Source organism: Thermoflexibacter ruber, from assembly GCF_900113045.1.
Taxonomy (GTDB): Bacteria; Bacteroidota; Bacteroidia; order Cytophagales; family Thermoflexibacteraceae; genus Thermoflexibacter; species Thermoflexibacter ruber.
Genome location: NZ_FONY01000001.1, coordinates 101,911 through 117,931, shown reverse-complemented (window position 1 = coordinate 117,931; position 16,021 = coordinate 101,911). Strand labels below are relative to the sequence as shown.

At 38.5% G+C, this 16,021-nt stretch carries 12 protein-coding genes; all 12 read right to left on the bottom strand.

Annotation, left to right across the window (positions count from 1 at the left end; all coding sequences use genetic code 11):
- Positions 1-5 precede the first annotated feature (5 nt).
- Positions 6-1,205: a hypothetical protein gene (locus tag BM141_RS00440; protein WP_143090729.1), complete on the bottom strand. Its 1,200-nt coding sequence runs from the start codon at positions 1,203-1,205 to the stop codon at positions 6-8.
- Between the two features lie 56 nt (positions 1,206-1,261).
- Positions 1,262-1,900 carry a hypothetical protein gene (locus tag BM141_RS00435; RefSeq protein ID WP_091538263.1) on the bottom strand — a complete coding sequence of 213 codons (639 nt, stop codon included), beginning with the start codon at positions 1,898-1,900 and terminating at the stop codon, positions 1,262-1,264.
- 32 nt (positions 1,901-1,932) lie between these two features.
- Entirely contained in the window at positions 1,933-2,691 is a 759-nt protein-coding gene (locus tag BM141_RS00430) for an LVIVD repeat-containing protein (RefSeq protein WP_143090728.1), read from the bottom strand.
- Between the two features lie 25 nt (positions 2,692-2,716).
- Complete coding sequence (locus tag BM141_RS00425) at positions 2,717-3,226, bottom strand: LVIVD repeat-containing protein (protein ID WP_091538259.1); 510 nt, start codon at positions 3,224-3,226, stop codon at positions 2,717-2,719.
- 96 nt (positions 3,227-3,322) lie between these two features.
- Positions 3,323-3,922 (bottom strand): DNA-3-methyladenine glycosylase, encoded by a 600-nt coding sequence (locus BM141_RS00420; RefSeq protein WP_091538256.1) that lies wholly within the window; start codon positions 3,920-3,922, stop codon positions 3,323-3,325.
- Positions 3,919-7,842: an Eco57I restriction-modification methylase domain-containing protein gene (locus tag BM141_RS00415; protein ID WP_091538253.1), complete on the bottom strand. Its 3,924-nt coding sequence runs from the start codon at positions 7,840-7,842 to the stop codon at positions 3,919-3,921. Before BM141_RS00415 ends, BM141_RS00420 begins: the two co-directional genes overlap by 4 nt.
- Positions 7,843-7,864: 22 nt before the next feature.
- Positions 7,865-9,751 (bottom strand): DNA topoisomerase IV subunit B, encoded by a 1,887-nt coding sequence (locus BM141_RS00410; protein WP_091538252.1) that lies wholly within the window; start codon positions 9,749-9,751, stop codon positions 7,865-7,867.
- A 314-nt stretch (positions 9,752-10,065) separates the two neighbouring features.
- Positions 10,066-10,503, bottom strand: coding sequence for a response regulator transcription factor (locus BM141_RS00405; RefSeq protein WP_177217217.1), 438 nt, complete (start codon positions 10,501-10,503; stop codon positions 10,066-10,068).
- A 188-nt stretch (positions 10,504-10,691) separates the two neighbouring features.
- The gene (locus BM141_RS00400) at positions 10,692-11,798 is read right to left on the bottom strand and encodes a zinc finger Ran-binding domain-containing protein (protein WP_091538250.1); all 1,107 of its coding nucleotides are present in this window, start codon (positions 11,796-11,798) and stop codon (positions 10,692-10,694) included.
- A 314-nt stretch (positions 11,799-12,112) separates the two neighbouring features.
- A complete protein-coding gene (locus BM141_RS00395; protein ID WP_091538248.1) occupies positions 12,113-12,490 on the bottom strand; it encodes a hypothetical protein in 378 nt (125 codons plus the stop codon).
- Positions 12,491-12,634: 144 nt separating this feature from the next.
- Entirely contained in the window at positions 12,635-13,756 is a 1,122-nt protein-coding gene (locus BM141_RS00390; protein ID WP_091538246.1) for a glycosyltransferase family 4 protein, read from the bottom strand.
- A gap of 45 nt (positions 13,757-13,801) precedes the next feature.
- Positions 13,802-15,883 (bottom strand): sensor histidine kinase, encoded by a 2,082-nt coding sequence (locus tag BM141_RS00385; protein ID WP_091538243.1) that lies wholly within the window; start codon positions 15,881-15,883, stop codon positions 13,802-13,804.
- Positions 15,884-16,021: the final 138 nt, after the last annotated feature.

The window sequence follows — 16,021 nt, the reverse complement described above, 5'->3', positions numbered from 1 at the left end:
ATTGGTTAATGATTTGCTTGTTTCTTATTTTTTTTCTGTTTGCTTCCGTTATTGGGTGTTAGCCAAACAAGCAAGGATTTTAACTGCTCTGGGGTAGAAAAGTCATCGTTTTTCAGATGCAAAGAACCGCCAGTCTGAAGTGCAACTTGGACGTAGTCGGTGGTTATCATATTGGGCTTAGGCACTCTTGCCAAGATGACATGTATAGGTTTTTGTATTTTATTCAGAAGTTCTATATCTCTGATTTTGCCAAAATTATCAGCAATCATAATGAAATGTTTGGCATAAGGGAACTCCTCTGTAGCTTTGAGCAATGCTTCTACGTCATTTTCTTCTATATCTCCTCCTCCATTGCCATTTTTTTTGCACTCTTCCATTTTTTGAAGTGCCTCAGCAAAATCTGCCGACCTACTTACGTATATGCCTCCTGTTTTTCCTATTTTCTTCTCGCGGTCAGGGGTAGTATCTCCATCGTTAAAAAAGACATACCCTATTACATAATTGGCTTTGGTAGCGCGTTTTACTTGCCAGACTAACAGTTGGAGCGTATAGGGATACATGCTCGAAGTCCAATCCGCAATAATGACTATACTGTCTAAACCTGCAAAATTTCGCTCAAAAATATGATAGGTAGTTGAGTCCCTGCCCACAGACATTCGCTTGATTTCCTTTGCAAATTCATTGTCTATTTCTTTGATATTGAAGTGCTTGTACTGCTTGTAAAATTCTTCTTTGGTTTCTTTAGCTGTTGGGGATTTTGTTTTAGTATTTGCATTTTCTTTGTCCTTATAAAAAAACAAAAAGCCATGAAATAACTGACGTGCCTCTGATTCATTCTTGCAGTTTTCCTGCCTAATTACTTCCAAATCAATATATTTTGTCTTTAAGATAGGTAAGTGCTTCAACAAATTTGTTACTCGTCCATCATTGAGCATTTTTTGCTGATTTACCTGATAGTCTGCGGTTTGTGGATACTTGGAATAATACATTCTAATCAAAATACTGTCCGCTGATTCCAATTTTGCAGCGAGCGTTTCGTAGGGTGGGGGGAAGTCCATTTCTCCAAATTGCAAAGGAATTACTACGCTTGCTTTTGAGGTTTCGGAAAGGTCTAATTGATAAACACTCGAAAAACGAATATTGATAGACTGTGCTTGGACAAACTGAACCAATATGATAAAAACAAACACTAAAAATTTTTGCATAGCAGAAAGCATTAAAATTAGCTCATGAGAGATTTTCACCAAACTTACATAATTACTCAATGAAAAGCAAAGCCCATAGATAGTCCTGTCTTAAAGAAAAAACCCTGCTCGTAAGGATTGACCAAAAATAGCGAGGGGGTGCTTCTTGGGTAGTCATTGAGGGGGAGCAGTAGCCCTGTGCCTAAATAAATATCGAGTACATAGCGAGAGTGGCGAGCTACTTTTTGCGAACCAACCAAGATGCCTACTACCCCTGCGCTTGCAAAGGTGTTTTCTCTTTCATTTACTTGCTTTTCAACGGGTGGATTCCCTTCATAAAGCAAATAGGAAATATTTTTATAAAGATTGATGTGTTTGTATTGGAGGTAAGGACTTGCGTACAATCTTCCTTTTCCCCTTACTAAATCATCAAAATAAAAACGAGGCTGGATTTCTACTTTTAAACCGTTGAACCCGTCAAAGGAAGTATAGAAGTACGGTTTTTCTGCCAAATAATAGCCCAAAGTAAAGCGGATAGATTGCCTTTCTTTGATGAATCTCTCATAGTTGAACTCCATGCCATTGGCAAAAAGGGGAAGTAGATTAAAGGTAATGACATTGTTTAGCATACCTTGGCTACTCTCAGAGGTAGCCTCTTGGCAGTAAGCGTTTAATCTTACCGCCAGAAACACTAAACTAAAAAATAAGTTTTTCATAAGTGAAAATGTAGATAAATTTGCTATAATAACTATTTTTTTACTGCAATCTTGCTGATGAAGTCCAACTGGCTGGCTCGGTAGCTGTACTGGTACAAACCATCTGAACCTATCAGGAGTAGCCTGCCTCCCAGAGGAATCACGTCATACGCATTAGAAATGTTGAGTTTTTGGCGTTGGTTGAGTTGCCAAGGTTTTGACATATCTATCTCAAATACTTTCAATCCTTGGTCGCACACAAAAAGTTGCGAGCCATCTACGCCTAAGCCCTTAGGATTTTCCATTGGATAAGTCGCTAACAACTTGGGGCTTATCAGATTGCTAATGTCTATGACTTCTAAGAGGTTCTGCCCCTGCCGACAGTTTGTGCCGTCCCTGAGCGTTACGTAGGCGCACTGATTTTGCACGGCTACAGGGTCGCAACTCAATACGTGCTGATAAATAGACAGCACTTGGGGAAATTGGGGGGAGGAGATGTCTATGATATACATGCCCGCATTCGCTCCTAAAAACAATTTGTCTTGGTAGGGAAAAATCGTTTCTATGCCAAAACCTAAATCCTGCCTTTTAATAAATTGTGGGTTTTGTGGGTTATTGATGTCAAAGACTCTCAGGCTGGTATTATCTACGGTGTAGAGGTGATTGCCTACTATGGCAAAGCGTGCCAAAGAACCTCCTTTGCCTGTACTGCTCCCCTCGCCGCTAAAACCCTCTTTGGTGCATGACCACAAATAGCATACGCTTAAAAATAAACTAATGATTATCAAATACTTATTATATAAATTTTTCATGGTTTTCTAATTTTTTTGGTGGTTCTTACTTAGCTCTTTTTTTCCAAGCCATAATGACTTTATCTTTGAAAGGATTGCTGACGATGCGTCCATCAGGAGCAGTAGTCATAGGGGGAAAAACGCCCTCGTTGCGTGCTACTACACTGACCTTGTTAGGAAGTTCGCTCAAATCCACGACTACTAAGTCGGTGGCATTGTCTGCATACAAAAAGTTATTTTTTATCGCAATATCCACATTTCCCGCAATGTGCAAAAAGCCTATCTTTTGAGGAGAGGCAGGATTGCTGTTGTCAAAAACATGCACCCCTTTATACAATTCATTGATGAATAGTAAATTACCCTTAGTGTATATCTTCCCTACTTCTTTCAAATCTACAGAAGTATTAGCCCAGAACACCGAGTTTGGCAGTTCGCTCTTGCTAATATAAACAGGGTCATACTCGGAAACATTGTTTACTGTAACTCTAAACTCACAGGCGGACAAGCCTAAAAAGAGCAGGAGAGACAGATAATAAGCATATTGTAGGTTTTTCATAGATAAAAATTGGGTTAAAGTTTTGAAAAAGGAAAAGCATTACTATATATAGATACGGATTTGACAAGCGAATAGTGGCAAGGAGGCATCGTAAATTTATTTCGCTTTACTGCTCCAAGGATTGCCTTTGATTCGGAATCGCCAAGGGAGCAGGGCATCTTCTTCCGCATAAGCTACCCCTACTCTTGGGCTGGCAATGATTTGATTTTCAGGAATAGCTATCCCTTCGTCTGCTATCCAAATCTTGTTACCGCACAAATCTGTGCCGTAGTAGTCGGTCGTAATGCCTAAGGCTTTGGACATAGCCCCAGGTCCTGCGGTGAGCGAATGAGCCAAGTGGGAGAAGCCTCGCCTTTTCAACATCAACTCTATGCCCTCGATGGGTTCTATGCCTCTGATAAGCACTGCATCGGCTAAACCTTCTTGGTTAGTAACTACATTGAAAAGGTGATGTACCCCATAGCAAAGATATACATAAGCCACCCCACCTCTGGCAAACATGATAGAATTTCGTCTTGTCCTTTTGAAATGGGCATGACAGGCTTTGTCGGTAGCCCCGCAGTAGGCTTCGGTTTCTACGATTTTGCCTATGGTCAGCCCCTCTCCAAAATCCGTGCAGAGATATTTGCCCAAGAGTTGCTTAGCGACCTCTACTACGTCAGGGTTCAAGTAAAAAGAAGGCAAAAGTTTTTTCATCTTGCTTGCTGATAGGTTTGGTAAGTTTCTAACAAAGCACTCACATACGCCTTGTTTTTTTCATTCAACACTTTGAAATACGTAGGGCTGGTCAGGTGCGCTAACTCCTCATGCGTAATGTCGTAAAGCTGAGCGACCAAACAGTCTATTTCTATCTGCAAAAAGGTTTTTTGCTTGTCGGTTTTGGGAAGTTCTATTGCTGCCCCACTCAAACCCGCAAGGTTTTTAAAACCTTGCGGGTTTAAACTTTCTTTCAACTGAGGATTGTTCGCCACGTTGAGCTTCCAAGCATTGATGATGAGTTTTTGATACACCTCATTTTCCAACAGTTCCTCATCACTTGGCTGAGGAATAGGCAAACGCATGACGATAGACTTGACTACATTCATATCCACCAAAAAACGAATAAGAAAATCTACTACCAAAGCATTGAATACAGCATTGACGAACAGCACACGTTCTATGGGAATGGCTCTTACTTTGATATTTTTACCTTCTAATACATACTGTTTTGGAATATGCGCAAACATAGAATGTCCAAAGGTTTGATGAGGAGGCAAAATTGTAGAAATTAGCGTGCGTTCATTTGTACCTCCTGCTATTCCTCTAAATACCAATCTTGGAAATTCAGTGTCAAAAATCACTGCTTTCCTCAGGTCTTCGTAGCTCATGTCTAAGTATTTCATCACAAAGGCACGCTGGTTATCCTTGCCATTTTTTATGGGAATTTGCGGATAAATATCACTTACGAGACGGCTTATCTCTGTGTCTATCAGCCTATTCTCAAAATCTTCTTTGTTTACCCAATACTGTGCCTCTCCAAACTTGCTATCAAACTGATGTATCATTTTGCCTTCGTAAAGCACCAAATCGTCGGGCTTTTCTTTGAAAATATCTCTATCGGCAGTCATGTGTATTTCATTCCTAAAATCTATAAATTCAGGAGAAATAGGCTCAAATTTTTGGTAACACTTGCGGATAATCTCCAAATCTTGTGCAGTCCTGACCTCAAACAAAGCCCAATGCTCAGGAGAAAGCTCTACAATGTCTGCCATAGGGTAGTGCAGGATTTCATCTTTCCCACCGTTGCGGTAGAGTATATCTGTATCCGTTTGCATAAAGCGAACAGGGAGATGCCTACCCTCTAAGTCCTCTCCTTTGGGGAGGGTTTGAGCGGGGCTAATGGTAATTTGAAAAATCGCAAATTTATAGCGACTATCCACATCAGGGAAAATGCCCTTTCTGTTTTCAAACTGATAGAAAAAATGCAAATGATAATTCTTAAAAATGTGCTTGCGGAGCGTAAGCGAACTGTCCTCGTATATCCATGCAGAAGGCGTTACATAGGTGAGAGAGCCATTTTTAGCAAGCAATCTTAAATTATGCTCTATAAAGAAGCGAAATAGGTTGTTGTCGCCTACGCCTGCATTATAGGGGTAGTGTGCTTTGAAATATTCGTTGCTTTGCGTAATAAAATCTTTTTTGGCTTCGTATTCTTCCTTTACGCCTTTGTAGTCCAAGACGGTAATCCTTACTTCCTCTTTTTCAGACTGTTTCATGGTGCGGTACGAACTGCGCCACATAGGGAAAAAGTCTTTGTCGTCAAACTTGGTCTTGTCCCAAGGCGGATTGCCTATAATCATGTCAAAACCTGCGTGTCCATTTTGGAAAACTTCGGCAAATTCTATTTCGTAGTTAAAGAAACTAAACTTTTGGGCTGTTTGGCTGATTTCTTGGATTAGTGCGTGGTTCTCTCCTTTGAAAATAGCCTTTTCAAAGCCTGTTAATGCGTTTTGCAATTCTATTTGCTTTTCCTTTGCTTTTTCTTTGTCAAACAAAATAGGAACAAAACGGCGATACGTATGAAAGTTGATGGCTAAATTGAGTTGCTCCAAGGCAGGCTCTATGTCCTTGTAAATCTGCTTAGACTTTTCTATTTCTTGGGCGGTAGAGTCTTTGAGTTCGCTCAGCACATTAAGCTGCTCTATGAGTTTTTTTATTTTATCCCTCAATTGAGTAGCAAAAAGGTCATGCGGGTCGGTTAAGTTATCAAACAATTCTTTTTTCGTACCTCCTATCAGTGCGTTCCCTTGCTTGATGTGATGCTCTATGAAGCTCAAAGGCGTACCCAAGATGAAGGTATCGAGCCAAAGGGAAAGGCGAGTAAGCTCGATAGCAAAGCTGTTCAAATCTACGCCAAAGATGATTTTTTTGAGCAAGATACGCCTCAGCAGTGTGTACTCATCAAGTTCTATGTTTTTGAGTACCCCGACCAAACCCTGCTCTATGATTTTCCGCTCTGTTTGCAGGGTTCGGTTTAGCTTTTCGTCTTTCCCTTCCAAGAGCCTTTGAATCGCCTTTTCGGTAAGTACATACAAACATTCAATTAGAAAATGTCCGCTCCCGCAAGCATTGTCCATTATCCTGATGTCCAAAATGCTTTCTTTCTGCACCAATGCCTTTTCTATCGCTTCTGTAACCATAAATTTGGTAATGTCAGAAGGCGTATAATACGAAGCCGTAGTTTTGCGGGTATTGGACTGGTTGGAAAGATAGATTTCGTTGCGATGATAAGTTCTTTCAGTAAGTATTTTTACTTTCTTATCGCTTTTAAGTCGTTGGTAATCATAACTATCAAAGTAACCTTCGCTTAGGTTTTTCCCTTGCTGATAGACCAAGTAGTAAGTAGGCTCAAAGGCAGGTCTGAACTCGGACTCGAGCAGCCCCTCGTAAATATTGCCGATGTGAGTAACAGAAAGCGTTTTGAAGTCGCGCCACGCCTTTGCGTCTTGGTGGTATAGTAGTTGGCTGAGTATCTGGTAGAGTTCTTGGTTATTGAGTACCAAAGGCATCGCGAGCAAGGGGGCTTTCGCCTCCGCAAACAATCCCCCGTCCAGCAAAGGAATTCTCAAATCAGGATTGCCTTTGTCCAAATATTGGAAAAGGGTTTTGAGGTCATTCCATGCTTCAAAATCTTCACTATCAAATTTGTTACTTTCTAATTTTTTCAGGATACTGCGAAGAGAATAGTATTTGTAGTTTTTGTGCTGCCCGAAAAGAATCTGAGAAAATTTATTTTCAAAGTAGGCAATGAAAAGCAAGCGGAAGGCAAAAAACAAAGAGTTAGCGTAAATCTCCCGAATGGAGTATTGATGTTGATACTTTGCAAAGAGGTTTTGCCCTATTTTCTCTATGATAGAATTATCTCCGTAAATCAATTCTTTCAAGTCGTTTTCTACTTGCAAGATATACCCTTTGCTCAGTTCCTCAAAGTTGGCTTGTTGAGTTTCTGGTAAAGGTTTTACGAGTTGTAAAAGATAGTTTTTATGAAAAATATAATAAAAATAATGGAAGGCTTCTATTTGGTTGTTTTCTATAATCCACTGTAAATCAATCTGATAAAAAATTTTATCTTTGTTTTGAATTTTTACATCATAAAAACGCCACAAACGCCCATTGGTCAAAAACCCATAGCCCAAATTCAAATCTTTCAAATACCTAATCAACTGAAAATGAGGGTTGTCTTCATTTGTTTTTTTATTATCCAAAGCCACGGGATACGCCTTGCTCTCACAAAGTGCCAAGATGTTCTCATTGCTTGCTTTGTCGTCTTTGTAGTGTGCATTTTTTATCTCCTCGCTTTCAAACAGGGCAAAGTCAGGCTTGTAGTTTTTTCCAAAGACTTTCTTATTAACTTGATAAGCAAAAGAATAGCCCAAGTTTTCTAAGACTTTTTTGATAAACTCCTGCTCCAATTGGGCTTCAGTAAGGTCTGCCAAGTCTAAGGCATGGTACATCGCTTTGATATTTTCAAAGGCAGTTTCAGGCTCTCCCCCTTGGAAATACTTAGGCATCTCATACTCGACAAAGTAAGAGTTGAAGTAGTTATTATCAATAAATTGGTCAATAGGCAAGGGCATAAGTAGCGCGATTTTGTAATTGTTAGACTCCTACCATTTCCAATACAGGCACTTCTGTTAGGGCATTTTCTACTATATCTTTTTCTATTTTCAAGTTCTCAATGATAAACTGCTGACGTTCAGGTGTATTTTTACCCATGTAATAAGAAAGTAGCTTGCTGATATGTGTTTCTTTTCGGAGCATCACGGGTTCTAAACGCATATCTTCGCCAATAAACTTACCAAATTCATCAGGAGAAATCTCGCCTAATCCTTTAAAGCGTGTAATCTCTGGCTTCCCTCCTAACTTTTTAATAGCTTGTTGTTTTTCTTCTTCTGAGTAGCAGTAGATAGTTTTTTGCTTATTTCTCACTCTAAACAGGGGAGTTTCAAGGATATACAAGTGTCCATTGCGGACTATATCTGGGAAATATTGCAAGAAAAAAGTCAGCATTAGCAAGCGAATGTGCATACCGTCCACATCAGCATCAGTCGCCAACACAATGCGGTTATAACGCAACTTTTCTAAGCCATCTTCTATGTCTAAGGCGTGTTGCAAGAGGTTGAACTCGTCGTTTTCATAGACCACTTTTTTAGTTAAACCAAAGCAGTTCAAGGGCTTACCTCTCAAACTAAATACGGCTTGTGTTTCTACATTTCTGGATTTGGTAATACTACCACTTGCCGAGTCGCCTTCGGTAATGAAAAGCGTACTTTCATAGCGTTTTTCATTTTTTACATCAGTATAGTGGATACGGCAATCTCTGAGTTTTTTATTGTGCAGATTGGCTTTTTTTGCCTTTTCATTGGCTAATTTTTGTATGCCTGCGATGTCTTTACGCTCTTTCTCAGACTGTTGGATTCTTTCCTCTAAAGCTTTGGCAGTCTGAGGGTTTTTATGCAAATAGTCGTCCAATTGCTTTTTCAAAAAGTCATTGACAAAAGAGCGAATCGACTGTCCCTCGGGAGCGATATTAATAGAGCCTAATTTGGTTTTGGTTTGCGATTCGAACACAGGCTCTTGTACCCTTATACTTACTGCGGCGGCAATGCCCATGCGCACATCGGCAGGCTCATAGTTTTTATTATAAAATTCTCTGACTGTCTTGACAAGTGCCTCTTTGAAGGCGGCTAAGTGCGTACCTCCTTGTGTAGTGTATTGTCCATTGACAAAAGAGTAATACTCCTCGCCGTATTGGTCGGTGTGTGTGATAGCTACCTCTATGTCCTCTCCTTTGAGATGAATAATAGGGTAGCGGCGATTGTCTTCGTTGGTTTTTCGTCCCAAGAGGTCAGCTAAGCCTTTGGCAGAATAGTATTCGTTGCCATTGAAATAGATTTTCAAACCTGAGTTCAAGAAAGCATAGTTCCAAATCTGGTCTTCAAGAAACTCAGGAATAAAGCGATAATTCCTAAAAATGGCATCGTCAGGCTCAAAAATGATGAGTGTGCCGTTTTTTTCTGTTGTTTTTTCTATGGGGTGGTCTTTGAGCAAGTTCCCAAATTGGAACTCAGCAGTTTTGCTTTCTCCCTCGCGAAAAGATTGTACCCTGAAATAAGAAGAAAGGGCATTCACCGCTTTTGTACCCACGCCGTTCAAGCCCACTGATTTTTGGAAAGCCTTAGAGTCGTACTTTCCTCCTGTGTTAATCTTTGACACGCAGTCTATTACCTTGCCCAAAGGAATCCCACGCCCGTAGTCGCGCACCGTAACTCGCCCTTCGTGAATATCTATACGAATCTGCTTGCCGTAGCCCATAGCGTGTTCGTCAATGCTATTATCCAAAATTTCCTTGACCAAGACATAAATCCCGTCATCTGCCGCCGAGCCGTCGCCAAGTTTGCCAATATACATGCCTGGGCGCAAGCGAATATGCTCACGCCAATCTAAGGATTTGATGCTGTCTTCGTTATAGATTACCTCTTGCATTTTTATCAATCAATGGTTAAATAGTTTTGAAAGTCAAATAGTTTGAAATGTAACGATTCAACTATTTTTATTTTCACAAAGATACAAAAATGCAATGCAAAGAAACAAGTAAATTTAATAATTATGTATAAAGTAAATAAATATTGTAAATTTGCTTAAAGAAAATAAAAAGCGGACTTTCTCTCCCCTTTAAAAATCACTCTGTATTGCTTTTATTCTATGAAGGTAATTTACTTTCAAAGATACCTGAAAATCTCAAAATAACATTTTTAACTATCTTATTTAGAAATGCTTGCTAAAAACTTGCACCCTTTTCATTTCTCATTCATTTTTTCAATCGCTTCCCGCCTATTTTTTACTTCCAAAATCTTGTAAATGTTATTGATATGCGTTTTTACTGTAGAAAGAGAAATAAAGAGCTTCTCAGCAATTTCTTTGTTGCTCAGTCCCTCCTTTATCAGTACTAATACTTCTATTTCTCTTGGCGAAAGCAAATGAGTGAAATTATTTTGCTCTCTGGCTTCAAGGTTTTGAGTGTATGCTGCGAGGATATTTTGCCGTTGCTTTTGTATTTCGAGTTTTAGCCAATACCTAACTGCAAAAAACGCAAACAAGAGCAGAAATACAGCAATGATGGGGTACATCTGCCAAAACCACAAGAAAGCAGTTCCATCAAATGAAAATCCAATAGAGCATAGTGCCAAGAAAATACTCAATGCGATGAGCAATTCTTGTTTGCGTTTTGCGGTCATCTTCCTTTTTAAAGATTAGAATGTTCTTTCAATTTTTGTAAGTTTCAACAAATATTTGACCTGTGGCGCACCCCACTCAAGAGAGGTGTTAAGAAGTGATAATCAATGTATTAGTTTCTATAAACTACCTTTTTAACAGTGAAAATTCCCTTTGTCTTTTTATGGACTTATCTTTTATTTTTGATTTTTTACTCATCGTCTAACCACATATTGCCAATTTTGTTGCGTTTTGCTTCCATCTGCTCGCCGTCCTTGATTTTTTTCCAAAACTGATAATTGACGGGAGTAGTGTAAGATTTGCCCGTATGGTCTTTTACAACGAGGTAGAAGTTTTCCATTTTATCTACCTCTCTCCAGTTTTCTTGGTTAGGAAGTTTAGTGTCGGGGTAACGCGGGTTGAGGTCGTAACCTTGCAAGGTATCGCGTTTGCCCACATCTACCCACTTCATGACCTCATAGGTATAGTAACGCTTCTTGACGGGTACTTGTTTGTATTGTACCTCATGGTAGGTTTCCGTCTTATAACCATATACGGGTTCGTCTTTATATACATCCTCGAAGTAACCATTCCCCAAGTCTTTTACCCCTACTTTTACTTTCTTAGTCCCTGTTTGTACTTTTACTTGCCTTGTTTTTGCTATCGTTCCATTGGGTACTTGGTCGTAGTGATGGAAATGTAATTCACTGTTTATGACCTTAGCACCATCGGGTACGTCGAAACTGCTTTCGGTTACTTTTTTGTACTGCTGCACTTGCAAAGAATACACCCAAAGGTGCTTGTCGACTGTAACTGTGAACTTCTCGGTACGAATGAGGTAGTACCAGCCCAAGAAACCAATAATCGCAGCAAACATCAGAAAGATAACAGTGCCTTTCCACGACTTTTTTTTAGCTTCCTGCCCTGAATTTTTGTGCTTTTTAAGCAATGCTTCTATCATTTCCTCTTCGCTTGCATACTGCTTACGCAAGCGCTCCTCGTGGTATTCTACGCTATCTTGGTTGTAAATGACTTTCTGCTCCCTATTTTTGTCATGGTGGTCGCGTGCATTGCCACAAGATTTGCACGCAGAGTTAATTGCTTTGTTCTCTGCACCGCAATAGTTGCACTCCCAATCCGCGCCCGATTTAGCCTCCCTAATCTTTTGTTCATTTTTTACCTCGCCCTCATCGTCCAAAAGATAAAACTTTACCTTTTGGTCGCGAGGTGCGCCGCAACTTTCGCAATGTGTCGAGGGTCCTAAATTTGCTTTATGCCCGCAAGCGGGACAGTCCCACCTTCCGACTCTGATGCTCATATCGAGTTCCTCCTTTGTTGATAGTATTTTTCTGGGTAATAGGTTCAGGAAAAAACTATACAAGTTATCCAAAAAAGCATGAATTTCAAAAAATTGGAGGGTAAAAATTTATCAATAAAGAAAAAATTACAAAAATGATAAAGTGTTTAGAAATTTAAGGCATTGATTTTTCATAAATGGCAAAAATAAAAGCCCCATAGGGGCTTTTCAAGAAATGGAGCATGTGTATTTTCTACCAAGATTCCATGCCTAAGGTGTTCAGAACAGCCTTTTCGTATTTTTCAAAAAATGGCTCGCTATTTTCTAAACATAGTCTAAAGATTAGAATGTTCTTTCAATTTTTGTAAAAATAGCAATTTGCCAATTAATACACTTGCTACTGCCCACGAAAGAATAGAGCTTGTGTACTTGTTCAGGATTAGAAAATAAGCCCCACTTTCATTGAAAATAAAGGTAAAAGGCACAACAAGATAAAGCACTGCCAAAGCAATAAGTTGGTTTTTGCTTAGGTTGTGCTTGGTCAGAAGTAGTAAAATCAAAATACATGTCTGCCCAGCCCAAACGGCATATTTAAAAGAGGTGTCCAGCAGTAGTTGTGTATTTTCTGTGGAAAATGTAAATGTCAGCGGCATTAATCCGACAAAAATGGCTAAGCCAAACAACAGTCCTGAAGTTGAATTTTTTGTGTTCATATTATTTTTCTTTTTTGTGTGAAACATGAGGCAAAAATATACTCGGCGTGTGTGATTATTCCTATGCAGAGAGGCGGAAAGAGGGTGGAAAGGTAGGTGGAAAATTCAATCCACCTGTTTATAAATTTTATAAATACTTGATTTTCAGTACTTTTTGATTGCTTCTGAATAAGCATGCTCTAATAATTTCCCTACTACACGAGCCGACATATGATTTTCTACTACTCCTCTGATTCTGTGGCTAATCTCCTTTAATTTGTCTGTATCAGCACAAAACTTGATGATTTGGTCTGCGGCTTTACCTATGTTATTTTCTAAAACAATGCCTATACCATGCCTCGAGATAAAATCTTTCATATATACTCCTTCGGAAACTATCAAAGGAAGCCCCGCACTTGCTGCCTCAAAGATAGATATGCCAAAGGCTTCCCATCGCGAATTTTGAATATAAGCGGTAGCGTTTTGAAAAACATTTAATTTTTCCTCCCCAAAAGCAGGGTTATGGAGAAATACCTTACGCAGTTGCAAGTCTTGAATTATACACTTCAAATTTACTAAATCCTCTCCCATGCCGTATAAGTGCAGTGATAAATTGACTTGCTTTTCTTCTATTGCTTTAAATATTTTGAGCAGAGTATCTAAGCCTTTGTGTTGCATATCGTAACGTCCCATATACACAATGTACTTCTCTTGAAGTGATTGTGAATCAGTATAATGGGTAGAATCTATCCAATCATTTTCTAAATCAATTGGATTAGGAATAGTAAAAACCAATCCTTTATAACTCAATTTCTCTATGCTCAATTTTTCCTTTTCGGCAACACAAAAAATGGCATTGGCATTGCCAATCAAAGATTTTTCAAAGAAAAAGTAATAGACTTGTTTTTTGAGCCAATCTCTTTTGAGGATATTGGGGTCATAGCCACCGTGAGGCGTAATCACATACTTGTAATGAAGTCTTTTGAAGCAAAAAGCAAAAAGTTTATTGAGCGGAATAAAAACACTGTGTATATGAAAAATATCAATTTTATCAGGATTTTGTTGGAGAAAACGATAAATATTGGGGAGAAAGGTAAAAAGAGTCTGTCCCTCAAAACCTCTCTTCGTAATGTTATCTTTGTTCGTTTCTATAAAAGCTCGTGGAGAACGAAAATAAAAATACACTTTATGACCTAAGCTAACAAGTATTTTTGCTTGCATATAAGCAGAAACAACGACTCCATTAACGGCATTTTCTTCATAGTTACCTACAAAAGCTATATTCATCAAGATAAATGTGTTTAACTTGTAAAAAAAACCATCATCTTTGATTTACTTAGGGAAGTAAACTTGGAATACGCTTCCTACACCTTCTTGGCTTTGCACATCTACCAGTCCGTTGAGGGATTCTATCTGCGTTTTTACTAAAAAAAGTCCCATGCCTTTGCCTTCTACATGGTCGTGCATGCGTTGGTAAAGCCCAAAAATTTTGTATTTATCGATATTTTGCAAATCTATGCCTATACCATTGTCAGCAACAGACAAGCAAATATAGTTATTTATTAATTCAGTTCTACAATGAATTTTTAATTCATGCCCATTTTTTCTGTACTTGATAGCATTGGAAAGTAGTTGATAAAAAATATCCTGTACGTAGCTGCGTACCGTATATAGGCTGCTCACTATATAAAAATCCGAAGTAATTTGGGCATTAGACTTTTGTATTTCGTCTATAAGCATATCTTTGCTAATGTCCAAAATGTCGTCCAATTCCACATATTCCTTTGTCTTGTCCAAGCTATTGCGGATAGAAACAATTTGGGTGAGGTCTTTGATGATTGTATCTAAGTCTAAGGACGTGTCTTTAAGCTTTTGTAAAATTTCCTTGTTGAAATTATCATTAAAGTTTTCATAGTTAAAGATATTGACCAAACCTGTAATACGTGCCACTGGTGCGCGTAGGTTGTGCGAAACGATGTAGGAAAACTGTGCTAAGTCTTGATTTTGCTTGACGATATTTTCCAAAACCAACTGCAATTCCTGAGTGCGCTCGCTGACTTTTTCCTCCAAAAACTCGCTAAAGGCTTGTATTTCCTCTTTCTGCACAGCAAGTTCGTAGTTTTGTGTTTCTATTTCTTTATTTTTCCCTTCTAATTCCGCCGTTCTTTCTTTTACCTTTGCTTCTAAAACTTGGTTTTGCTCTTTGATGAGTTCCATATTCTTCTTTTGTATCTCCTCATTATTTTTTCTCAGTATTTGTATTCTATTAAAAATAGCCATAGAAGAAATGACTGTTTCCAACACAATAGCCGTAGGGTATAGGTACTTCACAAAACTGTAAAATGGCAAAAAATCCATGTAAAAAGATACTCCTACTATGGTTAGTAAAGTAAAAATTCCCCAGCTACTGAAGTAGTAAATTGCATAAGGCTGTTTTTGGGCTAAAAAGTAAGCTCCCGTAGTTACATAAAACATCATATTAAAAACTACAAAGCCAATCGTACTTTGGAAAATAAAATCCCCCTTTCTAAACAAAGTCAGTACGACTTGCAGGCAAGCAATCCATAGAAGCACTTGTAAGAGGCGATAAAAAACTTGGCTATATTGCTTGATGTGTAAAAAATGAATGGTAAATAAAGTGATAAAGGGAATATATAGAACACTGGAAAGATAAGTATATTGATTAATAATTTCTCTGTAGTCAGGGAAAAAAAGGCTCAAGTAACCACGCGTATTAAAGACATTAAAAGCAATAATAAAAGTATAGATGACATAGTACAGATAAGCGATGTCCCTAAGCGAAATATAGATGAACAAATTGTAAATAATAGCTAAAATGATGATACCAAAATATAATAACTCTAAGGCATAACGCTGTATCAGCACAGTGGGTAATAAGTCAGTACATATTAGTTGCATTTCTAAGTTCATATAGCGGACTGAGGTGAGCCGCAAGTAGTAAGTCTGAGGTTGCTCACTATGGACTTCTGGCAAAGCGATGATACAATGCGTAGAGGGTATATCTTCGCTCGTCAAAGGGAACTTTTTACCCGTCATTTTCACTTGATACTTACCCTCTGCATCTGGAAAATAGAAAAGTACGCTGTCAAGATTAGTGTTATCAATTTGCAAGTAATACCGCTCCTTACTTTTTTTATCAAGAATTATCTTTATCCAAACAGCAGAAGCAGTTGCTCCTAAATTGAGTATCTCCTCAGGAAACTGTTGCGCAAACTTCTGAAAAGTAACTTGTCTAATTTCATTAAATACTAACTTTCTGCTTTTATCCTCATAGTACTGCACGTACTTACCCAAATCAATGGTTTTCTGCTCACCATTGATTTGGATAACGTCTTGTGCCTTAGCAGATATAAATAACAGCAACAGTACTGCACTTAACCAATATTTTTGCATTAAAACATAGCAATCTAATGTTCTAAAATAACAGAAAAATATTGGATATAAAAGCAAGTACTTGTGTAAATTTTCTTTTGCATAGAAACTCTTACTTCTGAACTAAAATTATCTTAATTGGTTTATAACAAATAATAT

What these genes read in the sequence shown, in the direction of transcription:
- BM141_RS00425 (WP_091538259.1), bottom strand. Translation starts at nt 3,226, where the DNA reads ATGAAAAACCTACAATATGCTTATTATCTGTCTCTCCTGCTCTTTTTA.
- BM141_RS00435 (WP_091538263.1), bottom strand. Translation starts at nt 1,900, where the DNA reads ATGAAAAACTTATTTTTTAGTTTAGTGTTTCTGGCGGTAAGATTAAAC.
- BM141_RS00400 (WP_091538250.1), bottom strand. Translation starts at nt 11,798, where the DNA reads ATGAGCATCAGAGTCGGAAGGTGGGACTGTCCCGCTTGCGGGCATAAA.
- BM141_RS00410 (WP_091538252.1), bottom strand. Translation starts at nt 9,751, where the DNA reads ATGCAAGAGGTAATCTATAACGAAGACAGCATCAAATCCTTAGATTGG.
- BM141_RS00430 (WP_143090728.1), bottom strand. Translation starts at nt 2,691, where the DNA reads ATGAAAAATTTATATAATAAGTATTTGATAATCATTAGTTTATTTTTA.
- BM141_RS00405 (WP_177217217.1), bottom strand. Translation starts at nt 10,503, where the DNA reads ATGACCGCAAAACGCAAACAAGAATTGCTCATCGCATTGAGTATTTTC.
- BM141_RS00420 (WP_091538256.1), bottom strand. Translation starts at nt 3,922, where the DNA reads ATGAAAAAACTTTTGCCTTCTTTTTACTTGAACCCTGACGTAGTAGAG.
- BM141_RS00440 (WP_143090729.1), bottom strand. Translation starts at nt 1,205, where the DNA reads ATGCAAAAATTTTTAGTGTTTGTTTTTATCATATTGGTTCAGTTTGTC.
- BM141_RS00415 (WP_091538253.1), bottom strand. Translation starts at nt 7,842, where the DNA reads ATGCCCTTGCCTATTGACCAATTTATTGATAATAACTACTTCAACTCT.
- BM141_RS00395 (WP_091538248.1), bottom strand. Translation starts at nt 12,490, where the DNA reads ATGAACACAAAAAATTCAACTTCAGGACTGTTGTTTGGCTTAGCCATT.
- BM141_RS00385 (WP_091538243.1), bottom strand. Translation starts at nt 15,883, where the DNA reads ATGCAAAAATATTGGTTAAGTGCAGTACTGTTGCTGTTATTTATATCT.
- BM141_RS00390 (WP_091538246.1), bottom strand. Translation starts at nt 13,756, where the DNA reads ATGAATATAGCTTTTGTAGGTAACTATGAAGAAAATGCCGTTAATGGA.